This is a genomic window from Nocardia sp. CA-135953 (genome assembly GCF_050955735.1).
In the GTDB taxonomy this organism is placed as follows: Bacteria; Actinomycetota; Actinomycetes; order Mycobacteriales; family Mycobacteriaceae; genus Nocardia.
In genome coordinates this window covers 7,212,675-7,237,815 of sequence record NZ_CP192082.1, presented here as the reverse complement: position 1 = coordinate 7,237,815, position 25,141 = coordinate 7,212,675, and the positions used below count along the sequence as shown (strand labels likewise).

The 25,141-nt window shown below is 64.5% G+C and carries 23 protein-coding genes; 14 read left to right on the top strand and 9 right to left on the bottom strand.

Translation table 11 applies throughout. The features are described from left to right. Nucleotides 1–29: 29 nt before the first annotated feature. Nucleotides 30–584 carry a DUF6764 family protein gene (locus ACQPXH_RS32875; protein ID WP_433600269.1) on the bottom strand — a complete coding sequence of 185 codons (555 nt, stop codon included), beginning with the start codon at nucleotides 582–584 and terminating at the stop codon, nucleotides 30–32. A 273-nt stretch (nucleotides 585–857) separates the two neighbouring features. On the opposite strand from ACQPXH_RS32875, the gene lppU reads away from it, so the two are divergent. Further along, nucleotides 858–1,508: an LppU family putative lipoprotein gene (gene lppU / locus ACQPXH_RS32870; RefSeq protein ID WP_433603672.1), complete on the top strand. Its 651-nt coding sequence runs from the start codon at nucleotides 858–860 to the stop codon at nucleotides 1,506–1,508. 39 nt (nucleotides 1,509–1,547) lie between these two features. Beyond that, nucleotides 1,548–2,996: an MFS transporter gene (locus tag ACQPXH_RS32865; protein ID WP_433600268.1), complete on the top strand. Its 1,449-nt coding sequence runs from the start codon at nucleotides 1,548–1,550 to the stop codon at nucleotides 2,994–2,996. Between the two features lie 43 nt (nucleotides 2,997–3,039). Here ACQPXH_RS32865 and ACQPXH_RS32860 read toward each other — a convergent pair whose 3' ends face one another. Then, complete coding sequence (locus tag ACQPXH_RS32860; protein WP_433603671.1) at nucleotides 3,040–3,711, bottom strand: S1 family peptidase; 672 nt, start codon at nucleotides 3,709–3,711, stop codon at nucleotides 3,040–3,042. 598 nt (nucleotides 3,712–4,309) lie between these two features. On the opposite strand from ACQPXH_RS32860, the gene ACQPXH_RS32855 reads away from it, so the two are divergent. From ACQPXH_RS32855 to ACQPXH_RS32815, 9 genes are all read left to right on the top strand, one after another. Continuing rightward, nucleotides 4,310–5,128: an MlaE family ABC transporter permease gene (locus ACQPXH_RS32855; protein WP_174566228.1), complete on the top strand. Its 819-nt coding sequence runs from the start codon at nucleotides 4,310–4,312 to the stop codon at nucleotides 5,126–5,128. Nucleotides 5,129–5,132: 4 nt separating this feature from the next. After that, complete coding sequence (locus ACQPXH_RS32850; protein WP_433600267.1) at nucleotides 5,133–5,996, top strand: ABC transporter permease; 864 nt, start codon at nucleotides 5,133–5,135, stop codon at nucleotides 5,994–5,996. A gap of 6 nt (nucleotides 5,997–6,002) precedes the next feature. After that, complete coding sequence (locus ACQPXH_RS32845) at nucleotides 6,003–7,496, top strand: MCE family protein (RefSeq protein WP_433600266.1); 1,494 nt, start codon at nucleotides 6,003–6,005, stop codon at nucleotides 7,494–7,496. After that, complete coding sequence (locus ACQPXH_RS32840) at nucleotides 7,493–8,536, top strand: MCE family protein (RefSeq protein ID WP_433600265.1); 1,044 nt, start codon at nucleotides 7,493–7,495, stop codon at nucleotides 8,534–8,536. The genes ACQPXH_RS32845 and ACQPXH_RS32840 overlap by 4 nt, the downstream gene beginning before the upstream one ends. Then, nucleotides 8,536–9,531, top strand: a complete 996-nt coding sequence (locus ACQPXH_RS32835; RefSeq protein ID WP_433603670.1) for an MCE family protein — start codon at nucleotides 8,536–8,538, stop codon at nucleotides 9,529–9,531. The genes ACQPXH_RS32840 and ACQPXH_RS32835 overlap by 1 nt, the downstream gene beginning before the upstream one ends. A gap of 5 nt (nucleotides 9,532–9,536) precedes the next feature. Further along, nucleotides 9,537–10,649, top strand: a complete 1,113-nt coding sequence (locus ACQPXH_RS32830; RefSeq protein WP_433600264.1) for an MCE family protein — start codon at nucleotides 9,537–9,539, stop codon at nucleotides 10,647–10,649. Further along, a complete protein-coding gene (locus ACQPXH_RS32825; protein ID WP_433600263.1) occupies nucleotides 10,646–11,752 on the top strand; it encodes an MCE family protein in 1,107 nt (368 codons plus the stop codon). Before ACQPXH_RS32830 ends, ACQPXH_RS32825 begins: the two co-directional genes overlap by 4 nt. After that, complete coding sequence (locus ACQPXH_RS32820) at nucleotides 11,749–12,927, top strand: MlaD family protein (RefSeq protein WP_433600262.1); 1,179 nt, start codon at nucleotides 11,749–11,751, stop codon at nucleotides 12,925–12,927. Before ACQPXH_RS32825 ends, ACQPXH_RS32820 begins: the two co-directional genes overlap by 4 nt. 234 nt (nucleotides 12,928–13,161) lie before the next feature. Next, entirely contained in the window at nucleotides 13,162–13,905 is a 744-nt protein-coding gene (locus ACQPXH_RS32815; protein ID WP_433600261.1) for a hypothetical protein, read from the top strand. 102 nt (nucleotides 13,906–14,007) lie between these two features. Here ACQPXH_RS32815 and ACQPXH_RS32810 read toward each other — a convergent pair whose 3' ends face one another. The 7 genes from ACQPXH_RS32810 to ACQPXH_RS32780 form a co-directional block, all read right to left on the bottom strand. Continuing rightward, nucleotides 14,008–14,583, bottom strand: coding sequence for a ribonuclease H family protein (locus tag ACQPXH_RS32810; protein WP_433600260.1), 576 nt, complete (start codon nucleotides 14,581–14,583; stop codon nucleotides 14,008–14,010). Between the two features lie 10 nt (nucleotides 14,584–14,593). Next, nucleotides 14,594–15,064 (bottom strand): SRPBCC family protein, encoded by a 471-nt coding sequence (locus tag ACQPXH_RS32805; RefSeq protein ID WP_433600259.1) that lies wholly within the window; start codon nucleotides 15,062–15,064, stop codon nucleotides 14,594–14,596. 149 nt (nucleotides 15,065–15,213) lie between these two features. Further along, entirely contained in the window at nucleotides 15,214–16,392 is a 1,179-nt protein-coding gene (gene lhgO, locus ACQPXH_RS32800; RefSeq protein ID WP_433600258.1) for an L-2-hydroxyglutarate oxidase, read from the bottom strand. Nucleotides 16,393–16,411: 19 nt separating this feature from the next. Beyond that, nucleotides 16,412–17,119: a hypothetical protein gene (locus ACQPXH_RS32795; RefSeq protein ID WP_433600257.1), complete on the bottom strand. Its 708-nt coding sequence runs from the start codon at nucleotides 17,117–17,119 to the stop codon at nucleotides 16,412–16,414. Nucleotides 17,120–17,467: 348 nt separating this feature from the next. Then, nucleotides 17,468–18,253 (bottom strand): TIGR03084 family metal-binding protein, encoded by a 786-nt coding sequence (locus ACQPXH_RS32790; RefSeq protein WP_433600256.1) that lies wholly within the window; start codon nucleotides 18,251–18,253, stop codon nucleotides 17,468–17,470. A gap of 129 nt (nucleotides 18,254–18,382) precedes the next feature. Next, a complete protein-coding gene (locus tag ACQPXH_RS32785; protein ID WP_433600255.1) occupies nucleotides 18,383–19,738 on the bottom strand; it encodes a hypothetical protein in 1,356 nt (451 codons plus the stop codon). A gap of 342 nt (nucleotides 19,739–20,080) precedes the next feature. Beyond that, on the bottom strand, nucleotides 20,081–20,545 hold the full coding sequence (locus ACQPXH_RS32780) for a MerR family DNA-binding transcriptional regulator (protein WP_433600254.1): 465 nt from the start codon (nucleotides 20,543–20,545) through the stop codon (nucleotides 20,081–20,083). Between ACQPXH_RS32780 and lon the strand changes: the two genes are divergently transcribed. The 3 genes from lon (at nucleotide 20,544) to ACQPXH_RS32765 (ending at nucleotide 25,128) form a co-directional block, all read left to right on the top strand. Next, nucleotides 20,544–22,886 (top strand): endopeptidase La, encoded by a 2,343-nt coding sequence (gene lon / locus ACQPXH_RS32775; RefSeq protein WP_433603669.1) that lies wholly within the window; start codon nucleotides 20,544–20,546, stop codon nucleotides 22,884–22,886. The two genes, ACQPXH_RS32780 and lon, sit on opposite strands and share 2 nt — an antisense overlap. Before the next feature lie 123 nt (nucleotides 22,887–23,009). Continuing rightward, entirely contained in the window at nucleotides 23,010–24,080 is a 1,071-nt protein-coding gene (locus ACQPXH_RS32770) for a DNA polymerase IV (RefSeq protein ID WP_433600253.1), read from the top strand. Between the two features lie 52 nt (nucleotides 24,081–24,132). Next, the gene (locus ACQPXH_RS32765; protein WP_433600252.1) at nucleotides 24,133–25,128 is read left to right on the top strand and encodes an oxidoreductase; all 996 of its coding nucleotides are present in this window, start codon (nucleotides 24,133–24,135) and stop codon (nucleotides 25,126–25,128) included. Nucleotides 25,129–25,141: the final 13 nt, after the last annotated feature.

Below are 25,141 nucleotides of genomic sequence, written 5' to 3'. Positions count from 1 at the left end.
CACACCTCCTGCTGGCTGGGGCCGAATTCTCAGCCTAACTCGGATCGTGGCGTTTGCCAGCGACCGAAAGGCGTCGTCACACAGGTCGCACCGGTTGCCGAATTCCACGCGAAGGCTGCCGTGCCCAGGCACACGACCGCGCTGTCGGCGGTCGCGACCTGTGCGCGCGAACCGTCGAAGGCGATCGATATCGCGAACAGCGGGGTGGGCGGGCTCGGTTGGTCGGTCTCGGAATCCGTTGCCGCAGCGGCGATCGAGGTCAGCGCGACGGCATCGGCGCCGAAGCCGAACGCGATCGGAATGCCGCCGACTCCGTCGCTGGCGCCCACACCGCCCGCCGCACCGATGCCGAGCGCGGCGGCACCCAGGCCGGCACGGGCGTAGCCGACTCCGTCGTATCCGGCCGCCCGTGCCCGGCCGAGGGATTCGGCCGTGGCCCGGCATGCGGTTCCTCCGTCGATCACGGTGACGTCCGCCCCGCCGTCGGAAGCGCAGTGCACATCGGTTGCCGAAGCCACAGCGGGGAGGATCAGCGCGGCGCCGAACGCGGCGGCGGTGCAGGTGATCACGCTGATCAGCTTCACGAACGAACTCCTCTCACACCGGAAACCCCACCATACCCAGATCGGTTGCTGTGACACAGATTCCACTGGTACGCCGCGGTGCCACACTGATCGAACCAACATTTGGGCCGGCACTTTGCTTCTCCGATGCGGTTGCTGTCGACTCGACGCGCCTGCGCTCGGTGGTGTATGCATGGCGTGGTATTTCACGCTTTGCTAGATCACTTCGGATTCCGACGGGGGTATGAGTTCGGAGCGTTACAGCCGGGAGGACTGTAAGTGTCTCGTCAACCGATCTCGGGTCGCCTCGCGACTGCGGCCATCGCCGCGGTCTCCGTCGTCGCCGCGCTCTTGCTAGCGGGCTGCGGCAACAAGATCAGCGGCAATGCCCAGCCCGCCATAAACGGGACCATCGATGCGGTCTCAGCCACCAACACGCCGAAAACCTCAGGCGCCAGGCCCACCTCGGCACGGCCGACGACCAGTGCCCGCCCGTCCTCCGGTAAGCCGACGGCGACCACCTCGGCGACCAAGGGTGGCAGCACCGATTTCCAGGCCAATGTCGGTGACTGCGTGACACTCGGCGGAACTACCGACAACGCAACCATCGCCAAGGCCTCCTGTGGCAGCCGGGCCTCGAACTACAAGGTCATCGGCAAGGCGGCGACGAGTTCGCAGTGCGTCGCCGACCGCGACTCGGCCTACTTCGAAACCCTCAACGGCGTGCAGCAGGGCGCGATCTGCCTGGACATCGACTGGGTCGTCGGTGGCTGCATGGATATCAGCGGCGAGGATCCCAAGCGCATCGACTGCACCGAACGCGTCAGCCAGGGCGTGAAGGTGACCAATATCCAGCAGGGCGCCGACGATGCCAGCGTCTGCGGCAGCAGCAGCGGCTTCGAGTACCCGACGCGTCGCTTCGTGGTCTGCGTCCAAAATCTCTGACGCCCACGAAGACAGGCCGGTAGCGGCTACGTTTGGTCGGTGAGTGCTGAGTTACCCCGCCTGGGTTCGGCTACCGGCCGCTGGATCCTGCTGGCCACCATCCTCGGTTCGTCGGTGGCCTCGCTGGACGCCACCGTCGTCAATATCGCGCTACCGCGCATCGGCGAATCCCTCGACACCGATGTCGCCGGCCTGCAGTGGACGCTCAACGGCTACACGCTGACCCTGGCCTCGTTCATCCTGCTCGGCGGCTCGCTCGGCGATCATCTCGGCCGCCGCAAGGTATTCGTCTGGGGTGTGATCGGTTTCGCGCTGGCCTCGGTGCTCTGCGGTGCCGCGGTGAATATCGAGATGCTCGTCGTCGCCCGGATCCTGCAGGGTGTGGCGGGAGCGATGCTCACCCCTGGCAGCCTGGCGCTGATCTCGTCATCCATCGATCAACGCGATCAGGGTGCGGCGATCGGCCTATGGTCCGGTTTCGGCGGCGTCGCGGGCGCACTCGGTCCGTTCCTCGGTGGCTGGCTTATCGAGTTGGCCGGCTGGCAGTCCATCTTCTTCATCAATGTCCCGCTCGCGATGGTCGTCGTACTCGTCACACTGCGGCATGTGCCGGAGAGCCACGACCCGAATGCCTCGGCGCGACTGGATGTTCCGGGTGCGGTGGTGGTCGCGGTGGCCCTCGGTGCGCTGACCTTCGGTCTGATCGATGCGATGCCGCTGCTGGTGGTCGTCGGTCTGTTGCTGCTCACGGTCTTCGTGGTGCTCGAAATACGCAGCGACCACCCGCTGGTGCCGCCCTCGCTGTTCGCCTCTCGGGTCTTCACAGCCGCAAATCTGGTCACCCTCGCGGTCTACGCCGCGCTCGGCGGTGTCTTCTTCCTTCTGGTCATGCAGCTGCAATTGGTGGCGAAGTACACGCCGCTGATGTCGGGGGTGGCCACGGTTCCGGTCACATTGATCATGCTGGTGCTTTCCGCGCCCGCGGGTCGTTGGGCGCAGGTGCACGGTGCGCGCATTCCGATGACGGTCGGTCCACTGCTCGCCGCGCTCGGCCTGGTACTGCTGCTGCGCATCGGCCCCGACACCACCTATCCGACCGACGTACTCCCTGGTGTGCTGGTCTTCGGTCTCGGCCTATCGGTATTGGTCGCGCCACTCACCGGCGCGGTACTCGGCGCGGTGCCCGCCAGTGAGGCCGGTATCGCCTCCGGGGTGAACAATGCCGTGGCCCGTACCGCTCAGCTGCTCGCGGTCGCCGCGCTGCCCGGCCTCGCTGGCATCTCCGGATCGCTCGGCGACCCAGTGGAATTCGATCGCGGCTTCGGCGTCGCGATGTGGATCTGCGTCGGCCTGCTGGTGGCCGGTGCGCTGTTCGCGGCAGTACTACTGCGCGCGCCGCGCCACGCCGCGACACTGGACAATGTCGACTGCATGCCGCAGTGCGGGGTGGCGGGTCCGGCGCTGGCGCCGCTGCACAAAACAGAATGAGCGGGTCATTCGACCCGCTCATTCGGTATTCGACTGATCCTGGCTAGATCGGGTTGAAGCCCGCCCCGACGCTGCCACGGGCATTGATATCGCCCATGATCGAGCTCATATTGGTGCCGACCTCGGGTCCGAAGCAGGCGATGGCGAGATAGGCGTTCACCATGCCGACCAGTGTGGTGCCGACGACGACCGGTGCCCCGGAATCGCCCTCCACCACACACATCTGCGACCAGGTCTCCATATTTGTGCCGAACAGGTCGCCGTAGGCGATGCCGCAGGTATTGCCGGTGGTGCGGCCCTCCTTACAGACGATCATCGGGAACTGGGCCGGGCCGCCGATTCCGGTGATGGTGACATTGCCGACCCGGTTGACCGGGGTGGTCTTGGCCGGATCGAATTGGATGATGGCGTAGTCGAGATCGTGGTTGGAGTAGACGAACCGGCCGATCACGCCTGCGCCGCGGTCGAGTTCGGCGTACACCTGAGCGCCCGGGTCGCCGCAGTGTCCCGCGGTCAGGCCGACCAATCGGCCCCCGCCGTCGTAGCCGACCGTCGTGACAGTGCATTCGAACTGATTATCGATAATGATTCCCGACCCACCGCCGATGACGGGTGGCCCCGCGGCCTCCGCGGTCCCGGCCCCCGTCGCGACCAGTGCCGCACCAAGAGCTACGGCGAAGGCAGCGTTGGCCACCTTGGCGAGTTTGCTGAACATGTCCCTCCAGACGTCGGAAGTCCGCACGATATCAATCTGTCGCACCCATCGTGTCAGTATTCGGCTCCGGGCGCGTCCTCTATCCGTGGTGATCACTTGTGGGTCGCTCGAAACGGTCCGCTCTCGATGTCGAACGCGTCGGCGACGACCACACTTTTCGACATTTTGGATGCAGCGTCTCATTTACTCGCGATAGCGAAAGTCTATTACTGCAATCATCACAAAGTGGCCGATTGTGTTTCGGTTGTATGTTGATCGATACCGAAGAAGCTCTTCGATCGTGCGCAGATTTTGCATGAATATTATCCACTTAAATATTGGAACAGGCAATATGCGGGCCTGATGGGAGCCGGTAGAACTGTGGCTCGTTCTAGAAGTATCACCGTTAACTTTGGGACCGATCCCAAGCGTCGGGCCACTGCTCACAGCGTTTTCCCACACTGACTCCAATCTATGACCGCAATCACACGGTGGTGGGTGTGTTCTGCACTACTCCGTAGTAGGGTGCGTCAAGCAAAGAAGTCGTCGGGGTTTGGTTACCGGCGTCGAGAGGGGTTAGCCAGTGCAGTCGACCAAGAGTCCACCAGCGCAGTCACGGATGAGTGATGCGGTCGATTGGACGAAGGCCTACTGGGAAGACCATCCGAAACGCTCCTTGGAGACCTTCGGCAGACAGATCACCATGGGGTTCGCGGCGGTCGCGGAGTTGTTCATCGCGATATTCCGACGCCGCTTTCCTTATCGTGAGTTCATCCGCCAGTGTGCGTTCATGTCCAGTGTCGCCGCGGCACCGACACTGCTGGTCGCCATCCCGATCGGCGTGATCGTTTCCATCCAGGTCGGCGCGGTCGCGAGCCAGGTCGGTGCGACATCGTTCATCGGCGCGGCGAACGGTCTCGGCATCATTCAGCAGGGCGCGCCGCTGGTCACCTCGCTGATGATCGCGGGCGCGGTCGGTTCGGCGATCACCGCCGATCTCGGTTCGCGCACCATCCGCGAAGAGATCGACGCGATGCGGGTGATGGGGGTGGATCCGCTGCGTCGCCTGGTCGCGCCCCGGCTCGGTGCGGCCATGCTGGTCAGCGTATTGCTGTGTGGCTTCGTCGTATTCGTCGGATTTTTGACTGGCTACATTTTCAATATTTTCGCGCAGAACGGCACCCCGGGTTCCTATATCGGCACCTTCTCCTCGTTCGCCGTCACCATCGATCTGCTTGTCGCACTGGTGAAATCATTGATCTTCGGGTTGCTCGCTGCGATCATCGCCTGTGATACCGGGCTCAATACCCGGGGCGGTCCGGGTGGAGTCGCCAACTCGGTGAACTCCGCGGTGGTCAGCTCCGCCATCATGTTGTTCGGCGTGAACTTGATCATCACCCAGATCTACAACGTTCTCCTCCCCCCACAGGTGGTCTGAGCCGGTGTCAACAACCTACGTACCGCCGCTGCTGCGGCCACTTCTGCAAATAAAGAAGTCCGCGCAGGTCCCGGTGGAAATGGTTGCGCGCCTGGGTCACCAGGTGTTCTTCTTCCTACGGTCGGTGGGCTCGATCCCGTTGGCGCTGCGGCACTATCCGAAGGAAGTCTGGCGGCTGCTTTCGGATGTCACCTGGGGCAACGGCAGCCTGGTCGTCGGTGGCGGCACCATCGGCGTCATCCTCATCCTCAGCGCGTTCGGCGGGATGACGGTCGGCATCCAGGGCTACACCTCGCTGAATCTGCTCGGCCTGAGCCCGATCACCGGCGCCATCTCCGCATTCGCGACCACCAGGGAGTTGGGGCCGCTGCTCGCGGCACTCGCCTTCGCCGCCCAGGCCGGCTGTCGCTTCACCGCGCAGCTCGGCGCGATGCGTATCTCCGAGGAGATCGACGCACTCGAGTCGATCGCGATCCGGCCGCTGCCGTATCTGGTGAGCACCAGGATGTTCGCGGCGATGATCGCCATTGTTCCGCTCTACTGCCTGGGCCTGGCGATGGCCTACATTTCCTGCTCGCTCACGGTGCAGCTGATCGGCAACACCTCCAGCGGTACCTACTCTCACTACTTCTATCAGTTCCTGATACCGACAGACGTGCTCTACTCACTGGCCAAGGCGATGGTGTTCGTCGCGATCACCACATTCATCCAGTGCTACTACGGCTTTTTCGCCTCGGGCGGTCCGGAGGGCGTAGGTGTCGCGGCCGGTCGGGCCATCAAGATGTGCATCATCATCGTGGTTTTCGCGGACCTGTTCATGACATTGGCGATCTGGGGCGTCAATCCCGGCATCCGGATCTCGGGGTAGGACGAGATGATCATCGATCCCAGTGGGCGTGGCCCCACCATGCGACAACTGTTGGTCGCCGGCGTATGCGGACTCGTCGTCTTCGCGCTGATCCTCGGTTTCCTGATGGCGAGATACCAAGGCTATTTCGTGCCCAAGGTGCATGTGGTGGCCAATTTGACCACCACCGGTGACGGGCTGCCCAGCGAGGCCGATGTGAAGTTCCGCGGCGTGCTGGTCGGTGCGGTCGAGGATGTCGAGGTCGCCGCCAAGGGCGAGCTGCAGAAGGTGCGGATCGACCTGAAGCCGGAGTTCGCCGGCGATATCCCGTCGAACGTGACCGCCCGTGTGGTGCCGAGCAACCTGTTCGCCGTCACCTCGGTAGAGCTGGTGTTCAACGGTCCCGCGGATAAGTACCTGCACGAGGGTTCGACCATCGAGGAGGACCGCAGCCAGGGCACCATCGCGCTGCAGGACACCCTCACCACCGTGCGGACCATCCTCACCAAGCTCGATCCGGTGCAGTTCGGCCGGGTGCTCGGGACGCTCTCCCAGGCACTGGACGGCAGCGGCCGGATGCCGGGCTCCACCATCGAGCGGCTGGACAAGTGGCTCACCTCGGTGGACGAGTCCATCCCGAATCTCGGTGTGCTGCTCGATGATTTCTCGGCCTCGGCCCGCGCGCTCAACCAGTCCGCGCCCGAATTGCTCGATGTGCTCGGCAGTTCGGTGAAGACCGCGCAGACCATCGCCGATCACCGCACCGCCTTGGTCGCGTTGATCAGTGGCACGGCGGGCACGGTGGATACGGTCAACGGCCTGTTCGCCCGCAACGGTGATATCGGTAAGCAGATCACGGCGGGGACCGGCGATATGTTCGGCGCGCTTGCCGCGGACGCGAATTCGATCCCGGACACCATAGCGTCGCTGAACAACTCGCTGCGCAAGTTGAGTACGACCTTCCACTGGGGTCCGCAGCGGCAGATGGTCTGGAATGCCGGTGCGACGCTCACCCCGTATCGGCCGTACGAGCAGGCGGACTGCCCGCGCTACGGCAACCTGGCCGGCCCGAGCTGTGCCACCGCACCCGCGGTCTCCGATCCCGGCTACCTGCCACCGTCGATGCAGCCGCGTTCGCTGGAAACGGCGCAGGGTTTGGCGAAACTGCCACTGCCCGCGGGCTTCCCGGAGATCCCGGGTCTGACCTCGCCGGGTGATCCGCTCGCGGCGAGCTCGAGTGAGCCGAAGCCGGCCAGCCCGTTCGCCGGCACCCCGCTGGAGGGTTTGTTCCCGATTCCGGCGCCGCCCGCACCGGGTGCGCAGCCCTCCTCCGATCAGCCCGCGGCCCCGGCCGTGCCCGCCCAACCGGCCAGTGCGCCAGTGACCGCCGGTCCAATTTCGTACGAAGGAGATGCCGCGATCGTGGCCCTGCTCGGTCGTCGTCCGACGACGGCCGAATATCTGCTGCTCAGTTCGGCAATGCGCGGAGGTTCCTTGCAGGTCGGCGGTGCCGCCGAATGAGCGTTCGTAAACCACTGATCGGCTTCGGCCTCTTCGCGATCGTCTCGATCCTGGTCACCGTTGTCGTCTGGAATACGTTGGCGCGGGTCGTGGAGGGTGACACCAATACCTACACCGCGACCTTCAGCGATGTGCTCGGCCTGCGCGAGGGTGATGACGTCCGGATGGCGGGCGTGCGGGTCGGCAAGGTCGAAAAGATCGAAGTCACCCGCGATTCGAAGACCAAGAAGTCCGTCGCCAACGTGACATTCATCGTGCAGCGCAACCAGACGGTGTACGAGGACACGAAGGCGCTGGTGCGCTACCAGAACCTGATCGGCCAGCGTTATGTCGCACTGGCCCCGGGCAAGGCGGCGAGCCCGGCGGCATTGAAGAACAAGGCCACGATTCCGCTCGAGCGCACCGAACCGTCCTTCGATGTGTCCGGGCTGCTCAACGGATTCCAGCCGCTGTTCCAGGTGTTGCAGCCCGAGCAGGTGAACCGGCTCTCGGAGACCTTCATCCAGGCATTGCAGGGTGACCGGGTTTCGTTGAGCGCGTTCATCACTCAGGCCGCTACCCTGGCCACGGATTTCCAGCGCCGAGACGCGATTCTCAGCGATGTGATCACCAACCTCAGCGGCGTCATGTCCGGGTTGGCCAAGCGAGGTGATGAATTGGAGACCCTGGTTACCCAGACCCGGGCACTGATCGGCGGCCTGTACGACCAGGGGCAGTCGCTGCAAGCGTCCACGGTGCAGATCGCGGACGCGACCAGCGGACTGGTCGACATGATGGGCAAGATTCAGCCGAAGCTGGCCACGGCACAGGATTCGACGAGTGCGGCGCTGACACTGTTGATCGCCAACGGCGCCAAGCTCGACCAAGCCGCGATCGACCTGCCCGCGGCGCTGTCCGATCTCGGCAAGTTCACCCAGGACGGCGCCTACGCGAATGCGTACTTCTGCAAGCTGGATGTCTCGCTGTACGGCATCCTGCTCCCCCGCGGTCTGCTCCCACAGATCGGTGGCAACGGACAGTCGGCGGTGTGCCGCCCATGATGACCAAGATCAAGGACAGGTTCGACAACAACCGCTACTTCTGGCTGGGTGTCCTCGGTGGCGTCCTCATCGTCGTGCTGCTGATCGGCTCGAGCGCTTACAAGCTGATCGGCGTCGGTGAGAAGACGGTCAAGGCCGAGTTCGTGCAGACCGCCGGGGTCAAGGTCGGCGACAAGGTCAATGTGGCCGGTGTCCCGAGCGGCCAGGTGTCCGGTGCGAAGCTGGAGAACGGGCATGTCCTGCTCACCCTCAGCCTGGACAACGATGTCGAGCTCGGTCCCGATGCCAGGGCCTCGATCAAGATGGCGACGCTGCTCGGCGCACGCTATGTCGATCTGGACCCCGGTGATGGGTCGGGGCTGAAGGACAGCCGAATTCCATTGTCCAACACCTCGGTTCCGTACAACCTGGCCGATGTGGTCGAGTACGGCACGCCGAAGTTCGAGGCGCTCGACACCAAGCAGTTGGCCACCTCGCTCGATCTGATCAACAAGCAGATGGGTGATTCGCCCGCGCTGACGGCGCAGGCGCTGGACAGCGTAGGCGCACTGGCGAAGGTGATGGATTCGCGCAAGGAGGAGGTCGACAGCCTGCTCAAAAATCTCGACCGGGTCACCACGATTCTCGGCGACAACCGCAATAGCGTGCTGTTGGTGATCACCCAGGGCGAGGCCATCGCGAACCGGGTGATGGAACGCCAGAGCCTGCTGCGCCAGCTGCTCGACAACGTGTCGACGCTGAGCCGCCAGCTGCAGGAGATCGGTGCGGCCAATAACAACCAGTTCGGCCCGACCATCGCGCAGCTGAACACCATGGCGGAAGGCCTGCAGAAGAACAAGGACAACCTCGACCGGATGCTGCAGATCATGCCGGTGTCGGTGCGCACCTTGAACAACGCGTTCGGCAACGGTCCGTATGGTGAGGTCGGCCTCCCCTGGCTCTTCCCCGACAACTGGTTGTGCTTCGCCCACCTGATCGAGGGGTGCAAGGGATGAGACTGATGCGAATCAACCTGCGCCTGCCGAATCTGCGGCGGGTGGCCAAACCACTGATGATCAGCGCTGCGGCCCTGGCCGTCGGCAGTTGCTCGCTGGTGCCGAGTTCGGTGAACAGCGCACTGGGGAACACGATGACGATCACCGCGGACTTCGAGAACATCGCGGGTGTCTTCGAGGGCAATCCGGTCACGGTGCTCGGCCTGCAGGTCGGCAAGATCGACAAGATCATTCCCAAGGGCACCCTGGTCGAAGTGCATATGACCATCGACAAGGATGTCAAGATCCCGAAAGACGCGATGGCCGCGATCATTTCGCCGTCCATCGTCACCGACCGCCACGTCGAGCTGACCCCGGTCTACACCCAGGGCGAGACCATGTCCGACGGCGCGCATCTGCCGAAGGCGAAGACCAAGACACCGGTCGAGCTGGACACGATGCTCGAGACCATCGATCGGTTCGCCGCCGCGCTCGAGCCGGAACCGGGTACCGAGGGCATCGGTCCGCTGTCGGGTCGGGTGCTCTATCCGATGTTGAACGGCAACGGTGCGAAGATGCGTGACACCCTCAACGCACTCTCCAGCGCATTGAAGGTCGGCGTCGACAATAAGGACGCGGTCTCCAGCATCATCGTCAAGTTGAACGAGCTGACCACGATGTTGGCCGAAAACGACCAGTCCGTACGCGATTTCAGCAATCGGATTACGCAGATGACCGGGCTGCTCAGCGATCAGGCCCCCGGGCTGGACGCCACACTGCGGCAGCTCAACGACTTCCTGGCCAATACGAGTTCGGTCTTCGTGCAGTACCAGGATCAGCTGGGCAGTTCGCTGGAGGGTCTGACCAAGGTGACCGATCAGTTGCGGGCCAATGCCCGCGGCCTCACCGAGGTCGTCGACATCGCGCCGCTGCTCATGCAAAATCTGGACCGGTCGATGAACCGGGAGTTGGGCTACGTCCGGCTGCACGGCAACCTGCCGACCTTCCTCAACGGTGAACTGCTGAGCGTGTTCTGTGAACGGATTCAGATGCGTTCGGATGGCTGCCGCACCGGCAAGCTCGAGGATCTCGGTCCGGACCTCGGTATGACGGCGGCACTGTTGGGGATGACCAAATGAGCGACCGGTTCACGATGAAGGCCCGTCGCACGCTGGTCGCGTTGGCGGCGGCATCCGGGGTGGCCATCACCTCCGGCTGTGGTTTCACGGTGGAGAAGCTGCCGCTGCCGAAACCGGGCTTGGCCGGTGAAACCTACACCGTGCACGCGAAATTCGAGAATGCGCTGAATCTGCCCGATCAGGCGAAGGTGAAGATCGGTGGCTCGGATGTCGGTGTGGTCTCCAACATCCAGACCAAGAACTTCGAAGCCATTGTCGATCTGAAGATCAGCAAGGACATCGAACTTCCCGTCGGCAGTACCGCGGAACTGCGCCAGGCCACCCCGCTCGGCGATGTGTTCATCGCGGTGTCCAAGGCCAAGGCGGATCCGGGTGCGCCGGTCCTGCACGACGGTGACACGCTGGGCCGGGACAAGACTTCGGCGGGCGCCACCGTCGAGGAGCTGTTGATCTCGGTATCCATGTTGTTCAACGGCGGTGGCGTGGCCGCGCTGACCAAACTGGCCTCGGAGATGGATTCGATCGTCGGTGGTCGCGGCGATCAGATTGCGCATCTGATCAATGAAATGACCGGCGTGGTCGGCAGTTTGAACGAAAACAGCGCCCGGGTGGACAGCGTGCTCGCCCAGTTCAGCACGTTGGCCAACACCATCGAGAGCAGGCACTCGGAATTGGGGCAGGTCGCCGATTCGTTGCCGCAGATGATCGGTGCCATCGCGGAGAACAACCGGGCCATCGGCGATCTGTTGCAGAAGATTTCGGTGACCAGCGCGGCGCTCGGCGACTATGCCAATACCTCGGGCGACCAACTGGGCGACCTACTCGACAATGTGCACAAGCTGATGAACGCGCTGTCGCAGACCGAGCAGAACTTCGGTCCCGCATTGGATGCGCTGCACGAAATACGAGGCCCGCTCGATGCGTCCTTCCGCGGTAACAGCCTCGCGGTCTACGCCACGGTCACCAATATTCACAACTTCAGCCTGTTGTCGGATCCGGCGCAGGGCAAGTTCTTCGACGGCCGCGACCTCAGCGACTTCGCGGGCAGCCTGATCACCGTCCTGCAGGCGATTCAAGGACGACTGCAGGGGGGTCACCGATGAGTTGGCTCGGCAAATTGATGCAGCGCAAGATGCTGCTGTCCACTATCGGCCTGGTGCTGGTGTTCGTCGTCGGGGCCAGTTATCTGCTGGTGAGCGTGATGCGGGTGAATCCGCTGAAGTCGACCTACGCCGTCACCGTGGATCTGGACCGCTCCGGTGGTCTGCAGCCGGGCAACGATGTGACCCTGCGGGGCTATCGCATCGGCAAGGTGACCTCGATCGAGTTGGTCAATCGAGGACAATCCATCGCCGCGAAGGCCGAAATCGACGCGAAGTACAAGATTCCGGCCGACACCAAGATCTCGGTGGGCGCGCTCTCCGGCGCCGGTGAGCAATACATCGACTTCCGGCCGAATTCCGAGCAGGCGCCGTACCTGAAGGACGGTTCGGTCATCGAATTCGATGCGGAGAAGATCAAGACCCCGACCCCGATCTGGTCGGTGCTCGACAACTCCAGCGCGCTGATCTCCCAGATCGATCCGGATAAGTTCAGCGTCATCCTGGCCAACCTGGACACCGCGCTCAGCGGTGGCCCGGATCAGTTGCGTGGCATGGTGAACGGCATCAGCCTGGCCATGGCCGGTTTCGACAATCTGCTGCCGCAGACCCAGAATCTGATCACCAACCTGCGCACCATCGCGAGCACCACCTCGATGGCGCAGCCCGATCTCGCGACGCTGACCCACAATTCGGGTCAGCTGTTCGACCAGTTCAACAATGCGAACGGTGAACTGCAGGCGGTGCTGGAGAAGGCACCGGGACAGCTGACCAGTCTCGGTGCGGTGCTGGACAAAACGGCCGATCCGATCACCAGTCTCGCCGCCAACTTCGCGGCGATGACCCGGGCCGCGCAGCTGCGGATTCCGGCGCTGCAGGCGCTGTTCCCGTCCCTGAACCTCGGGTTGTCCGCCGCTGGCGTGCCGGCGCACGACAACGAATTCCACGCTGTCGCGGATATCTGGGTTCGGCCGATCTGCCAGTACACGCACACGCCGATCCGCAACGAGGTGATCCAGGACGGTTCGCTGCCCAAGTGGAACTACTGCGAAAACCCGCCGCCCGGACTGCAGGTGCGCGGTTCGGCGAATGCGCCGCGCCCGAATGTTCCGGACAATGGCGCGCAAATGCCGCCGGGCGCGGATCCGAATGAAATGACCCCGCCGCCGCTGCGGTGAACCCAACACTGCGGTGAATCCAACACTGCGGTGAACCCAACACTGCGGTGAACCCAACACTGCGGTGAGTCGACACAGCGAGCGGTACGTATTCGACGGTGAGTTACCCCGGCCCGGGCGTGCGATCCCAGGCCGGGAATACTCCCCCGCAGAGTGCGAACGGTTCGTCTGATGCGGACCGACAAGGCAATATCGGTGCGCTCGGGTGCGCCGGGAAAGTGCAGGATTGTATCGATGTCCACTGATGATGTCGGCGCCGAGAACCAGAACTCGGATGCGCCGAACGAGGACGCCAAGGCCGACGCGCCCGCCGAGAACAAGACCGTCGAGATCGGGAAGTCGGGTGATGCGGTAGCCGCGGCGCCGACCCCGGCAGCCCCGAAGTCCGAGCCGAAGCAGGCGGCGGACACGTCGGCCAAGGGCGCGGCGCCGCCGGTCCCGCAGAATGGCGGCAAGGATCGCGGCGCGCTGGTGCCGATCGTCGCCGCATTCGTCGCCGGTGTGCTGCTCGTCGCGGCGGTGACCGCCGTTGTCGTCTTCTATCGGCAAGCGAGTAATCGCGGCGATGAGCTGGACGCGCACGAGGCGGCCACCGCGGCGGCGTGCGATTACGGCAAGCTGATCTCCACCTACGATCCGCAGACCATCGACGAGTACCTGAAGAAGGTGGATGCCGCGTCCGCCGGTGACTGGAAGGATCAGTTCGCCAAGCTCGGCCAGGACCTCAAGGGTGTCGTCATCGACGCCAAGGCGACCTCGTCCACCTACGACATGCAGTGCGGCTTCCAGTCCGGCGATACCGAGCACGCGAATGTGCTGGTGGTGATCGGTCAGACCACCACCAATGTGAATATCGCCGCGGCGAACAAGCCGCCGAGCAAGGTGGAGCTCGTGGTGGTGTCCGGTCTGAAGAAGGTCGGCGACAAGTGGCTGGTCGACAAGTTCGATCTGCCCATCCTCAAGCAGATGGGCAACTGATCGGATCGACTACTGGCGAAAAGCGCCTCCGGGCGGGTGGGAATGGCACCACCCGCCCGGAGGTCTTTCCGGCGGTCTTGCGTCCGGTCGCGCCCGGCGGACTCAGAACAGAGTCAATGCCTGAGGTGCTGGCGCGACCGACTTCCCCGCTGACCGCGGCCGGGCGGATCTTGTGGTCTTGTCGGAGGAGTCCTCGAGCACCGGCGGTAGCTCGGGGAGTTCCGCGGTCGGGATCTCACCGGCCGCGGAGGCCGCGGCCTGTCTGGCCGCCTCGCCCGCGAGGGTGTCGGCCATTTCGTTGAAGTAATTGCCGACGTGTCCACGCACCCAGCGGAACCGGACCGGTCCCGGTCGGGAGGCGATGGCCCGGTCGATCTGTTTGATGAGTTCCACGTTCTTCACCGCGCCGCCGCTGGCGGTGCGCCAGCCGTTGGTCCGCCAGCCGAAGATCCACTCCGAGGCGCATTTGATCGCGTATAGCGAATCGCTCTCGATGAACAGCGGTTCCTCGCCGGGATGGGCGAGTACCGCCTCCAAAAGCGCGCGCAGCTCCGCGACCTGGTTGGTTCCGGTGGCGGCTCCCCCGCTGCGTGAACCGCCCTGATGATTGACCCAAGCCCAGCCGATGGCGCCGCCGGGATTGCGGAGGCAGGATCCGTCGGTGCTCACGATGATCATGGATGGCACCCTACGCAATCCGACCGACAAGATCGGTACCGTGGAATTCCTCTATCTCCCTTCGTAACTGGGATTCGGTGCGGCGCAGTGCCGAGCGCACGGCGGAATCCACCGGGCGCAGGCACAGCCGACCGAACAGCCCACTCGGTGGAGCGTACTCCGCTTGCGAGGTCAGTACCGAGCGTCCGTAGCCGAGCGGGTCGAAGCGCAGCGTCAAAGTTCCTGATATCTGGCCGCGCAATGTGTAGCCGATCACCACATTGCGCCGATATTCGGTGATCTCGCATTCGATGGTCGGCCGCCACAGTCCTAGCCCGATCCGCGTCGTGAAGATCGCACCGAGACCCTGGTCGAGCTCGTCTTTCGGCTCGAACGCGGCGACGGCGAACATCCAATCCGGCACGAACTGATGGTTGTCCGTATAGGTGAAGGCCACCTCGACCGGGGCTCCGACGTCGCTCGCGTACTTGATGTGGCCCATAGGGCCCCTCCCTGTTGGCTCCGCTAAAAGTACTACAGCCCTCCTCTTTATTCGAGGGGTTGCCGGGAATTTGGTTGGCGGGCTTACCACATTGATGACCGGGTGGTCGCTTGGTTTGCCGGAACGCGCAACCCAGCTAACGCGGCGGGTCACAGTTGGTCGACGATGTATTCGGCGATCGGCATGGCGGAGGTCGCCGCCGGTGACGGTGCGTTGAGCAGGTGAATCGAGCGCGGTGTGCGTTCGATCAGGAAATCGTGCACCAGGGTGCCGTCGCGCAGTACCGCTTGCGCGCGGATGCCCGCCTCGCGTGGTCGCAGATCCGCGATCGTGAGATCCGGGCAGTACCTTCGGCATTCGGCCAGATAGCCGCGTTTGAACAGAGAGTTGCGCAACTCGCGCAGTCCGGTGCGCACATTGGCGCGGGCCACCCGATGGAAGCCGGGAAACCCGAGCACCGCACGGGCATCGCGGGCGTCGAAACTGCCCTTGCGGTAGCCCTCCCTGGCCAGTCCGAGCACCGCATTGGGGCCGACGGTCAGGGTGCCATCGATCGTCGGGCTCAGATGCACCCCGAGGAAGGGCAGATTCGGATCGGGAATCGGATAGATAAGTGTGCGCACCAGCCCGGATCGGCTGGGCGGCAGCTGATAGTACTCCCCGCGGAACGGCACGATGCGGAAATCGGTTTGCAGACCGGCGAGTTCGGCCATCCGGTCGGCCTGCAGACCCGCACAGACCACCAGGGTGCGCGCCGTCCAGGAACCCGCGGGACCCGCAGCGGTGACCGCATCGGCGGTTTCCGTGAGCGCGGTGACCTCGGCATTCAGCACGATTTCGCCACCCGCGGCCCAGACCTCCTCGGCGAGTGCGTTGGTCACGCGGGTGAAGTCGATGATGCCGGTAGCGGGCACGAACAATGCGCCGACTCCGGTGACATGCGGTTCGCGGCGAGTCATTTCGGCAGTGTCGATGAGTTCGACATCGACCCCGTTGGCGACCGAGCGTTCGTGCAGCACGAGCATCCGCCGGTATTCGGTGGCATCGGTGGCCACCAGCAGTTTTCCGCACACCTCGAACGGAATGCCCTGTGCCGCGGCGAATTCCTTCGTCCAGGCGGCGCCCTTTCGGCACAGCCGCGCTTTCAGACTGTCCGGAGGGTAGTAGATGCCGGAATGGATGACGCCGCTGTTGTGTCCGGTCTGATGGGTCGCGAGTGCGTCGGTCTTGTCGACGAGCACCAGGCTCGCACCCGGATGACGTCGCAGAATCCGATGCGCCGTCGCGACTCCGACGATCCCGCCCCCGATGACACAGAAGTCGTACATGGGACGCAGCGTAGGCGGACTAGACCGCGACGGTGTGGTTCGCCGTCGTCATGGTCGCATTCGGGGTCGCGTCGACGGTTTCTGAGGTAGCCGAATCTTCCACGGTCGCAGCATGTTCAGTGCCCGGCGCGGGATTGCGATCGAGCCGCAAGCGGTGTTCACCGAGGGTCGGATCCGTGAAGGTGAATATCACTTCGCAGTTGTGCGTATCGACCTCGGTGCGCAACCGGGTGACGCCATCAGGATCGGCGTGGATGCCGAGCCGGTCCCGAGCCGGTTCGGTGAGCAGGAAATCCGTCAGTGCCGTCAGTGCATTGGTATCCACCGTGAAGGCGACGGAATTCGCGCGTCCCGGTGCCACCTGCGCGCCGAAATAGGCGGTGCCGAGGCGCAGTTTGCCGCCGATGCCGGCGGAGGCAGGCGGATCTGTATGGGCCTGAGAGATTTTCACCATGCCGTCGCTGGATTCCGCGGGGAAGCGGCCGAATAGTGCGGGCAGGTCGCGAGTTCCACCGGTCGATATGGCATCGGCGAGCACCGGTCCGTAGTCGATGTCGGCATCCGGAATCCGAACCGCGGGCGGTGCGGCCACGTCGTTGGTGGCGTGCTGGGTGTCGGCCATCTGGTGGACGATGTAGGCCCCCGCGGTAACGGTGAGACTGAGACTGGCGGCGCCCGCGAGCACGATGGCGGCATGCCGAGCGATCTGGGCAGGCTTATATGCCACGATGCGTTCCTTTCCGTCCGCCCCTGATCCCCTCACCGTGCGGCCCGCATCGTTGAAAGCCATACGCTTGTCCAGGTTACAGGGGCGGCCGCAGGTGGCGCCGCGTGGGCGAGATCAGCATCACAAAGCTGGGTGATATCCGCGATGCCGAACTCGAGCCGAATGGCGTCGTCAATGTTTCTACAAGCTGACGAGCGGGTAAATACACCTAGCTGGCGAGCGCCATTCTCGACTGCCACATCGAGACACCCGGCCAACGGCGTCCGGCCGACACGAACGGCGCACCCAAGTGTGGCGCTCGCCCGCACCTGAAAATTCGGCCGGACCCGGTGGTTCGGATGCGGCGGGTCAGGCGAACTGGCCCGCCGACCGCCCGTCCCCTGTCGGCCCCGCGAAAGCCTGTGCGATGGTGAGCCATTCGGCGGCGTCCGCGCCAACTGTTCTCAGCGCGAGATCGTCACGGTGCCGTCGCTGCGTCACCAGCAGGCAGAAGTCGAGTGCCTGACCGGTCACCCGCTGCGCGGCATCTTCGGGACCCCAGGACCACACGCTGTCGTCCGGTGCGGTGAGTTCGACCCGGAATTCCTCGGACGGCACGGTTTTACCGCGCACGGTGTAGGCGAAGTTCCTGGTCCGCACGCCGATATGGGCGACCGTGCGCAGCCGGGCGGTTGGTGTCCTGGTCAAACCGAGTGCGTCGGCGATGTCCTGGCCGTGTGCGAAGGTCTCCATCATGCGCGCGCTGACCACGGATGCCGGGCTCATCGGCGGCCCGAACCATGGCAGTTTGCTGCCGGACGGCAGCGCGCGCAGCGCCTCGATCAGACCGGCGCGGCCGCGGCGCCATCGGTCGAGCAGTTCGGCGGCGGGTGCGGTGGCCGCTTCCTCGGCGGCCTCGTCGATGAAGGTGAACGCTTTGGGGCCCGCGTCTTCGACCAGCTTCGCGAAACCGTCCGGGTCGGTGGCGGCCAGGGCGGCGACCTCATCGGTCCAGGCCAGATGGCCGATCTGATGGGCGATACTCCAGCCGGGCGCCGGTGTCGGCACGGACCAGTCCGCCAGCGGCGCAACGATTTGTTCCAGTTCCGCGCAGTCGTCGGCGAAATCGCGCAGGAGCGCGTCCAGGTCGGCCATCAGATCCCTGTCCCGTCCGGGCGCACTGCTCGTACGCCGTCGCGATCCAGCATCGCAGCGGGCTCAAAAAAATGCAAGCATGCGTGCTTGTATTTGGCGCGGGCTCGCCGCCGACCGGATTCGGGCCGGTTACCAGCCGAAAATCGTCAGGTGGGCGGCGCCGACCACCAGGCCGAGCAGTGCGCCGTGCAAGTACAACAGCCAGGCATCCTGCTCGACCGATGCGTAGAACATCTCCATGAACTCCCCCGGGGTGAGGTGCTGGAGCTTGCGTGCGGCGAACTCATCGATCTTCTTGGCCTGTTCGAGAGTGAACGCCTCGTCCTCGATCAGGCTGGGAGCCAGCCCGACCGCCGCGCCCGCGGCGCCGACCTTGAGATTGTCGAACTGACGGCGGCCGAAGGCGACGCGCACGATCGAGGTGGTCGGGCCGAGTTGGCGATGGATCTCATCGGAGACCAGCCGCTCGATCAGCTGCCTGGTCTTATCGCCGTTCGGACCGTCGAGCAGTTCCTTGGACAGGTTCGGCAGCGTCAACACCTGATAGGCGAGGATGTGCGCGAGATCGGTCGCCGCCTGCGGCTGTCGCTTGGCCAGCAGCGCCTGCTTCCACAAGTACTTGTAGCGCGGCTGCGGATCACCCGGTTCGAAGACCATTTTGACCGCGATGACATTCACGATCACGCCGATCGCCGCCGAGGCCAGCAACACGATCACCCAACCCGGCACCCAGCCGAACACCGGAATGGTGTGGTGCACATGCATATACAGCGCGAGCAGCAGGCCGAACGGCGCACCGAGCAGGCCGATCCGCACCATGAAACGCAATTCGGGGGCGGCGATGGTGGTGGTCAGATCCTCGAGGATGTACGGGTTTTCCTGCAGATACCGAATGACGAAGGTTTTGATATCGATGAGCTGGTCCACATTGTCGCCGAGCGATTCGAAGGCCCGCCGGGTCAATCCGGGCAATTCCCGGTCCACCCGCTGATAGATGACCTGTTTCATCGCCTTCGGCACCCCGCGCCACAGGTCCGGATTCTCCCGGTACATCACCTCGTCGACGAGCGTTTCGACCTGTTCGCTCGCGAGTACCGCGATGTAATCGGCAATACTCTCCAGGTCCAATTCGTGGATGAAATCCCGCGGACTGCCGATGCGCATCAGTGCCTTGTCGACGCAAATGCTCGCCATCTTCTCGGCGCGCGCCGGAATGAATCCCTGGAATCCGAGCCGACGACCGTCGCCGGAAAATGTCGGCAGCACCTGGACCCGGCGCGGAAAGTACGGATACAACACCTGGAGGCCAGGAATCCGGATTCCGCGAAAAATGACCGGCCAGAACAGCATCAGCACACCGGTCCAGTTGGTGAGCCAACCGGCTAGCGCACTGAAGATCGGAAAGGTGATCAGATCGACGGATAACTTGGACAGACCGGTCAGCTGTTCCCAATCGATGAACACTCCGGAGGTGAGTGTTGTCATCGTCGGGTCCCCCTAGTGCCGCCCAGGTGTGAGATATCTGGTTGCCAACATTCTCATTGGCTCCGATGAGGTGTCAATGCGGGACCGAGCCCCGGCGCACAGTCGGTCCAGATGCGGGATGACCCACCCGAAGATGACCAGCGTCGCCGCAGGTCCGCAACACGTATGTCATTGCCGACGGATGTATCAGCCCGGAGTGCGGTGAAATCGCGGTCGCCGATTGCGATTCGACCTCGATAGATATCGAGCTTGCGGTCGATGAGGGCGAGATTCTCTTGGATCTCGGCGAGTTTTGCGACAACCTCGCCGCGATGCGCCTCCATCAGCGCGATGCGTTCGGGCTCATTGCCGTTTCCGACGGCCACCGGCGTAGCGACGCATGGTCTGGATGGGGCATTCCGGTGGCTCGCAGCCTGGTGCATACGTAGATCCAGTCCAGGTCCAGCTGGTGGTAGCGCCGGCGGTGCGGTCGACGGGGGTGATGACCAGGCCGGCGCGTTCGTAGTAGCGCAGGGTGTACACGCTGACCTTGGTAAGGCGCGCGGCCTCACCGATACTCAGCCCGTCCGGATTGTCGCAGCGAACAGGTCCGGATACCGGCCGCGCATCGACTTCGGAAACGCTCTGAATTCCAGTTCCGCATCGAACGCTGATCGCTCTGAGCGAACGTGGGCGGTGGTGTGGAACAAACGTGGAAGGCCCGGGGTTGACTGGACGTCGCTCAACTTTTGGAAGGGTCGAACACGTGACTACACCACAGAACCTGCCGGTGCTGTTCCTGACCGATCCGATCGTGCTGCCGGGCATGGTCGTGCCCATCGAACTGGACGAATCGGCGCAGGCCGCCATCGACGCCGCGCGCGCCGCGAATACCGACGCGGTGCTGCTCGCGCCCCGATTGACCGAGGGCTACGCCTCCTACGGCGTCGTCGCCACCATCGAACAGGTCGGCCGGATGCGTGGTGGCGCGCCCGCCGCCGTGCTGAAGGCCGAACGGCGCGCCAAGATCGGTCACGGGGTCACCGGGCCGGGCGCCGCGCTGTGGGTCGAGGCCGAACCGGTCGAGACGTCCGCCGCCGACGGTCGCACCAAAGAGCTTGCCGCCGAATACAAGAAGCTGGTCGTTTCGGTATTGCAGCGCCGCGAGGCCTGGCAGATCATCGACGCGGTCAATCAGCTGACCGATCCGTCGGCGATCGCCGACACCGCGGGCTACGCGCCGTACCTGACCGCCGACGAGAAGCGTGAGCTGCTCGAAACCCCCGATACCGCACAGCGTTTGACCAAGCTGATCGAGTGGACCAAGGCGCATATCGCCGAGGCGGAGGTCACCGAGAAGATCAGCGAAGATGTCCGCGAGGGCATGGAGAAGAGTCAGCGCGAATTCCTGCTGCGCCAGCAGCTCAATGCCATTCGCAAGGAACTCGGCGAGGACGAGCCCGACGGCGCCGACGACTACCGCACCCGGGTCGAGCAGGCCGATCTGCCCGATGACGTGCGCGCCGAGGCATTGCGCGAGGTCGGTCGACTGGAGCGGGCCAGCGATCAGAGCCCGGAATCCGGCTGGATCCGGACCTGGCTGGACACCGTCCTCGAACTGCCGTGGACCGTGAAAACCACCGACAGCACCGATGTTTCGGCCGCCCGCGCCGTGCTGGACGCCGATCACCACGGCCTGGACGAGGTCAAGGATCGCATGGTCGAGTACCTGGCTGTGCGATCCCGCCGAGCGGCGCGCGGACTCGAGGTCGTCGGCGGACGTGGTTCCGGCGCGGTGCTCGCGCTGGTCGGTCCGCCCGGTGTCGGCAAGACCTCGCTCGGTGAGTCGGTGGCACGGGCCATGGGCCGCAAGTTCGTTCGCGTCGCCCTCGGTGGTGTGCGCGACGAGGCGGAGATCCGCGGTCACCGGCGCACCTACGTCGGTGCGCTGCCGGGCCGGATCGTGCGTGCCATCAAGGAGGCGGGATCGATGAATCCCGTTGTCCTGCTGGACGAAATCGACAAGGTCGGCTCGGACTTCCGCGGTGATCCGGCCGCGGCACTGCTCGAGGTGCTGGATCCGGCGCAGAACCACACATTCCGCGACCACTACCTGGATCTGGATCTGGACCTGTCCGACGTGCTGTTCATCGCGACCGCGAATGTCCTCGAGACCATTCCCCGCCCGCTGCTGGACCGCATGGAAATGATCAGCGTCGACGGTTACACCGAAGACGACAAGGTGGCCATCGCCCGCGACTTCCTGGTGCCGCGGCAGCTGGAACGCAATGCGCTTACCACCGAGGAGGTTTCGATTACCGATGAGGCATTGCGCGAGGTGGCGGCCAACTACACCCGGGAAGCCGGTGTGCGGCAGATGGAGCGGTTGATCGCGAAGGCATTGCGCAAGGCCGCGACTCGGCTGTCCGAGGACGGAACCGGTTCGGCCGACAATGTGGTTTCGCTGGGTTACGACACCGAGCTGGGTTACGACGCACTGGCGTCGTTGACCATCGATCTGGAGAACCTGAAGGAGTACCTGGGTCGTCCACGCTTCACCCCGGATTCGGTGGAACGCACCGCGGTCCCCGGTGTGGCAACGGGTTTGGCGGTCACCGGTCTCGGCGGCGATGTCCTCTACATCGAGGCCAATGGCGCCGAGGGCGAGCGCGCGCTCACCCTGACCGGTCAGCTGGGTGATGTCATGAAGGAGTCGGCGCAGATCGCCCTCACCTACGTGCGCTCGCACCTGGCGGAGATCGGCATCGAATCGTCGGTGCTGGATCGCAATATCCACATCCACTTCCCGGCGGGTGCGGTGCCGAAGGACGGGCCGTCGGCGGGTGTCACCATGGTCACCGCCCTGGTGTCGCTGGCGCTGGGTCGGCAGGTGCGCGCGGATGTCGGCATGACCGGTGAGGTCACGCTGAACGGCCGGGTGCTGCCGATCGGCGGGGTCAAGCAGAAGCTGATGGCCGCCCAGCGGGCGGGTCTGAAGACGGTGTTCATCCCGGCTCGCAACGAGCCGGACCTGGACGACGTGCCCGCGGAGGTGTTGGCCGCCCTGGATGTGCGCCCGGTCGCCGACGTGGCCGACATCCTGGCCTACGCCATCGAGCCGGTCGCCGAACCGGCCCTTGGCGCCCACGCTTTCGCGGCGAGCGCCTGATATTCGCCTCGAACGGGCCGTACCTGCGGGTACGGCCCGTTTCGTACCGGTCCGGCCGAGTCGACTACGGACGTTCGTGGCCAATTTCCGCTGCTTGTCGTGGTCATGCGGTAAGACCTATGTATGCCCAGGTGGCTGCTGCACGTCGATCTCGACCAGTTCCAGGCGGCGGTGGAATTCCGCCGCCATCCGGAGCTGCGCGGCCTGCCGGTCATCGTCGGCGGCAATGGCGATCCCGACGAACCACGCAAGGTGGTGACCTGCGCGTCGTATCCGGCCAGAGCATTCGGGGTGCGCGCCGGGATGGCATTGCGCTCGGCCAAGCGCAAATGTCCCGACGGGATCTTCCTGCCGCTGGATATGGCCACCTATGAGGAGGCATCCGAGGAAGTCATGGCGTTGCTGCGGACCTTTCCCGGCCGCGTCGAGGTGTGGGGCTGGGACGAGGCCTTCCTCGCCGCCGACACCGACGATCCGGAGCAGCTCGCACGCGAAATCCGTAGCGCCATCGCACAATTGGAACTGACCTGCGCCATCGGCATCGGCGACAACAAGCTCACGGCCAAGCTGGCGACCGGCTTCGCCAAATCCGCGGGCAAGTCCTCGGCCGCGCCCGCCGATACCGTCGGCGCGGCGGCGGGGATCTTCCGGCTCACTGCCGCGAACTGGGTCGAGGTGATGGCACATCGTCCGACGAATGCGCTGTGGGGTATCGGAAATCGGATCGCCGCGCGGATGGCCGAACTCGGCATCGAAACCGTCGCCGACCTGATGGCCGCCGATCGCCGCCGCCTCGCCGCCGAGTTCGGTCCGAATACCGGCCCATATCTCTGGGTGCTCGGCCACGGTAAAGGCGATACGGATGTCACCACCGAACCGCGAATTCCGGTGGGCCGCAGTAAATCCGAGACCTTCCCACACGACCTGACCGATCCCGGGGAGATCCGCGCCCAGGTGGCGCGACTGGCCACCGAGGTCGGCGAGGAGATGGCCGCCGCGGGGCGCACCCCGCTGCGCGTCTCGGTGACCGTCCGCAGCAATACCTTCTATACCCGCAGCAAGCAGGAGAAACTACCCGAGCCGACCACCGATATCGCGGCCATCGTGGAAACCGCCCTGCGCATCATCGACCGGTTCGAATTGGATCGCCCGGTCAGACTGATCGGCGTGCGCCTCGAACTCGTACCGCAATAGCGGGCGGCGAAGATCCACCCTGGCACCAGCCGACGCTCGTATGCTCGTCGGCATGGAGTTCTGGGCGATGGTGGCACAAGAATCGGACAGCGGGATCGTGCTCACGCGGCAGCAGGTCAACGAGGACTTCCTCGGGCCGGGCGAGGTCACGATCAAGGTGCACTACTCGAGCGCGAACTACAAGGACGGGCTGGCGATCACCGCGGGCGGCGGCGTGGTCCGGAAGTATCCGATCATCCCCGGCATCGATATCACCGGTGAGGTCGTCACCTCCGAGGTCGACGATTTCGCGCCCGGTGATCAGGTGGTGGCGCACGGCTATGACATCGGCGTTTCGCATCATGGCGGCTTCGCCGAGTACGCGAGGGTGCCGGCCGACTGGGTGGTCGAGCTCGACGGTCTCAGCACCCGCGACGCGGCCGCGCTCGGCACCGCCGGTTTCACCGCCGCACTCAGCGTGCAGGGGCTGCTCGATCACGAACTCACCCCGGATACCGGTGCGGTGCTGGTCACCGGTGCGACGGGCGGTGTCGGCAGCGTGGCCATCGATATTCTGTCGGGCCTCGGCTTCGAGGTGATCGCCTCCACCGGAAAGACCGATGCGGGTGATCGGCTGGCCGAACTCGGCGCGAACGAGGTGATCGGTCGCCTGCCGGCGGATCCGGATGCGAAATTGCGTCCACTGTCCAAGGCCACCTGGGCCGGTGCGGTGGACAGTGTCGGTGGCAAATCCCTTGCCTATATTCTCAGCGCGATCGGCTACGGCGGTGCGGTCGCGGTCAGCGGCCTGACCGGCGGACCGGATCTGCCGACCACCGTCATGCCCTTCATCCTGCGCGGCGTATCGCTGCTCGGCATCGACTCCGCGTACGTCCCGATCGACAAGCGCCGCGCGATGTGGGCACGACTCGCCAATGAGCTGCGGCCCCAGCACCTTTCGACCATCGAGAACTTCGCTCCCATTACCGAGGCCGAGCGGGTCCTGCACGCCATTCAGCACGGCAGCCACTCCGGTCGCACCGTATTCGGCGTCGCAGGCGAATTCTGACCTACGCACCGCA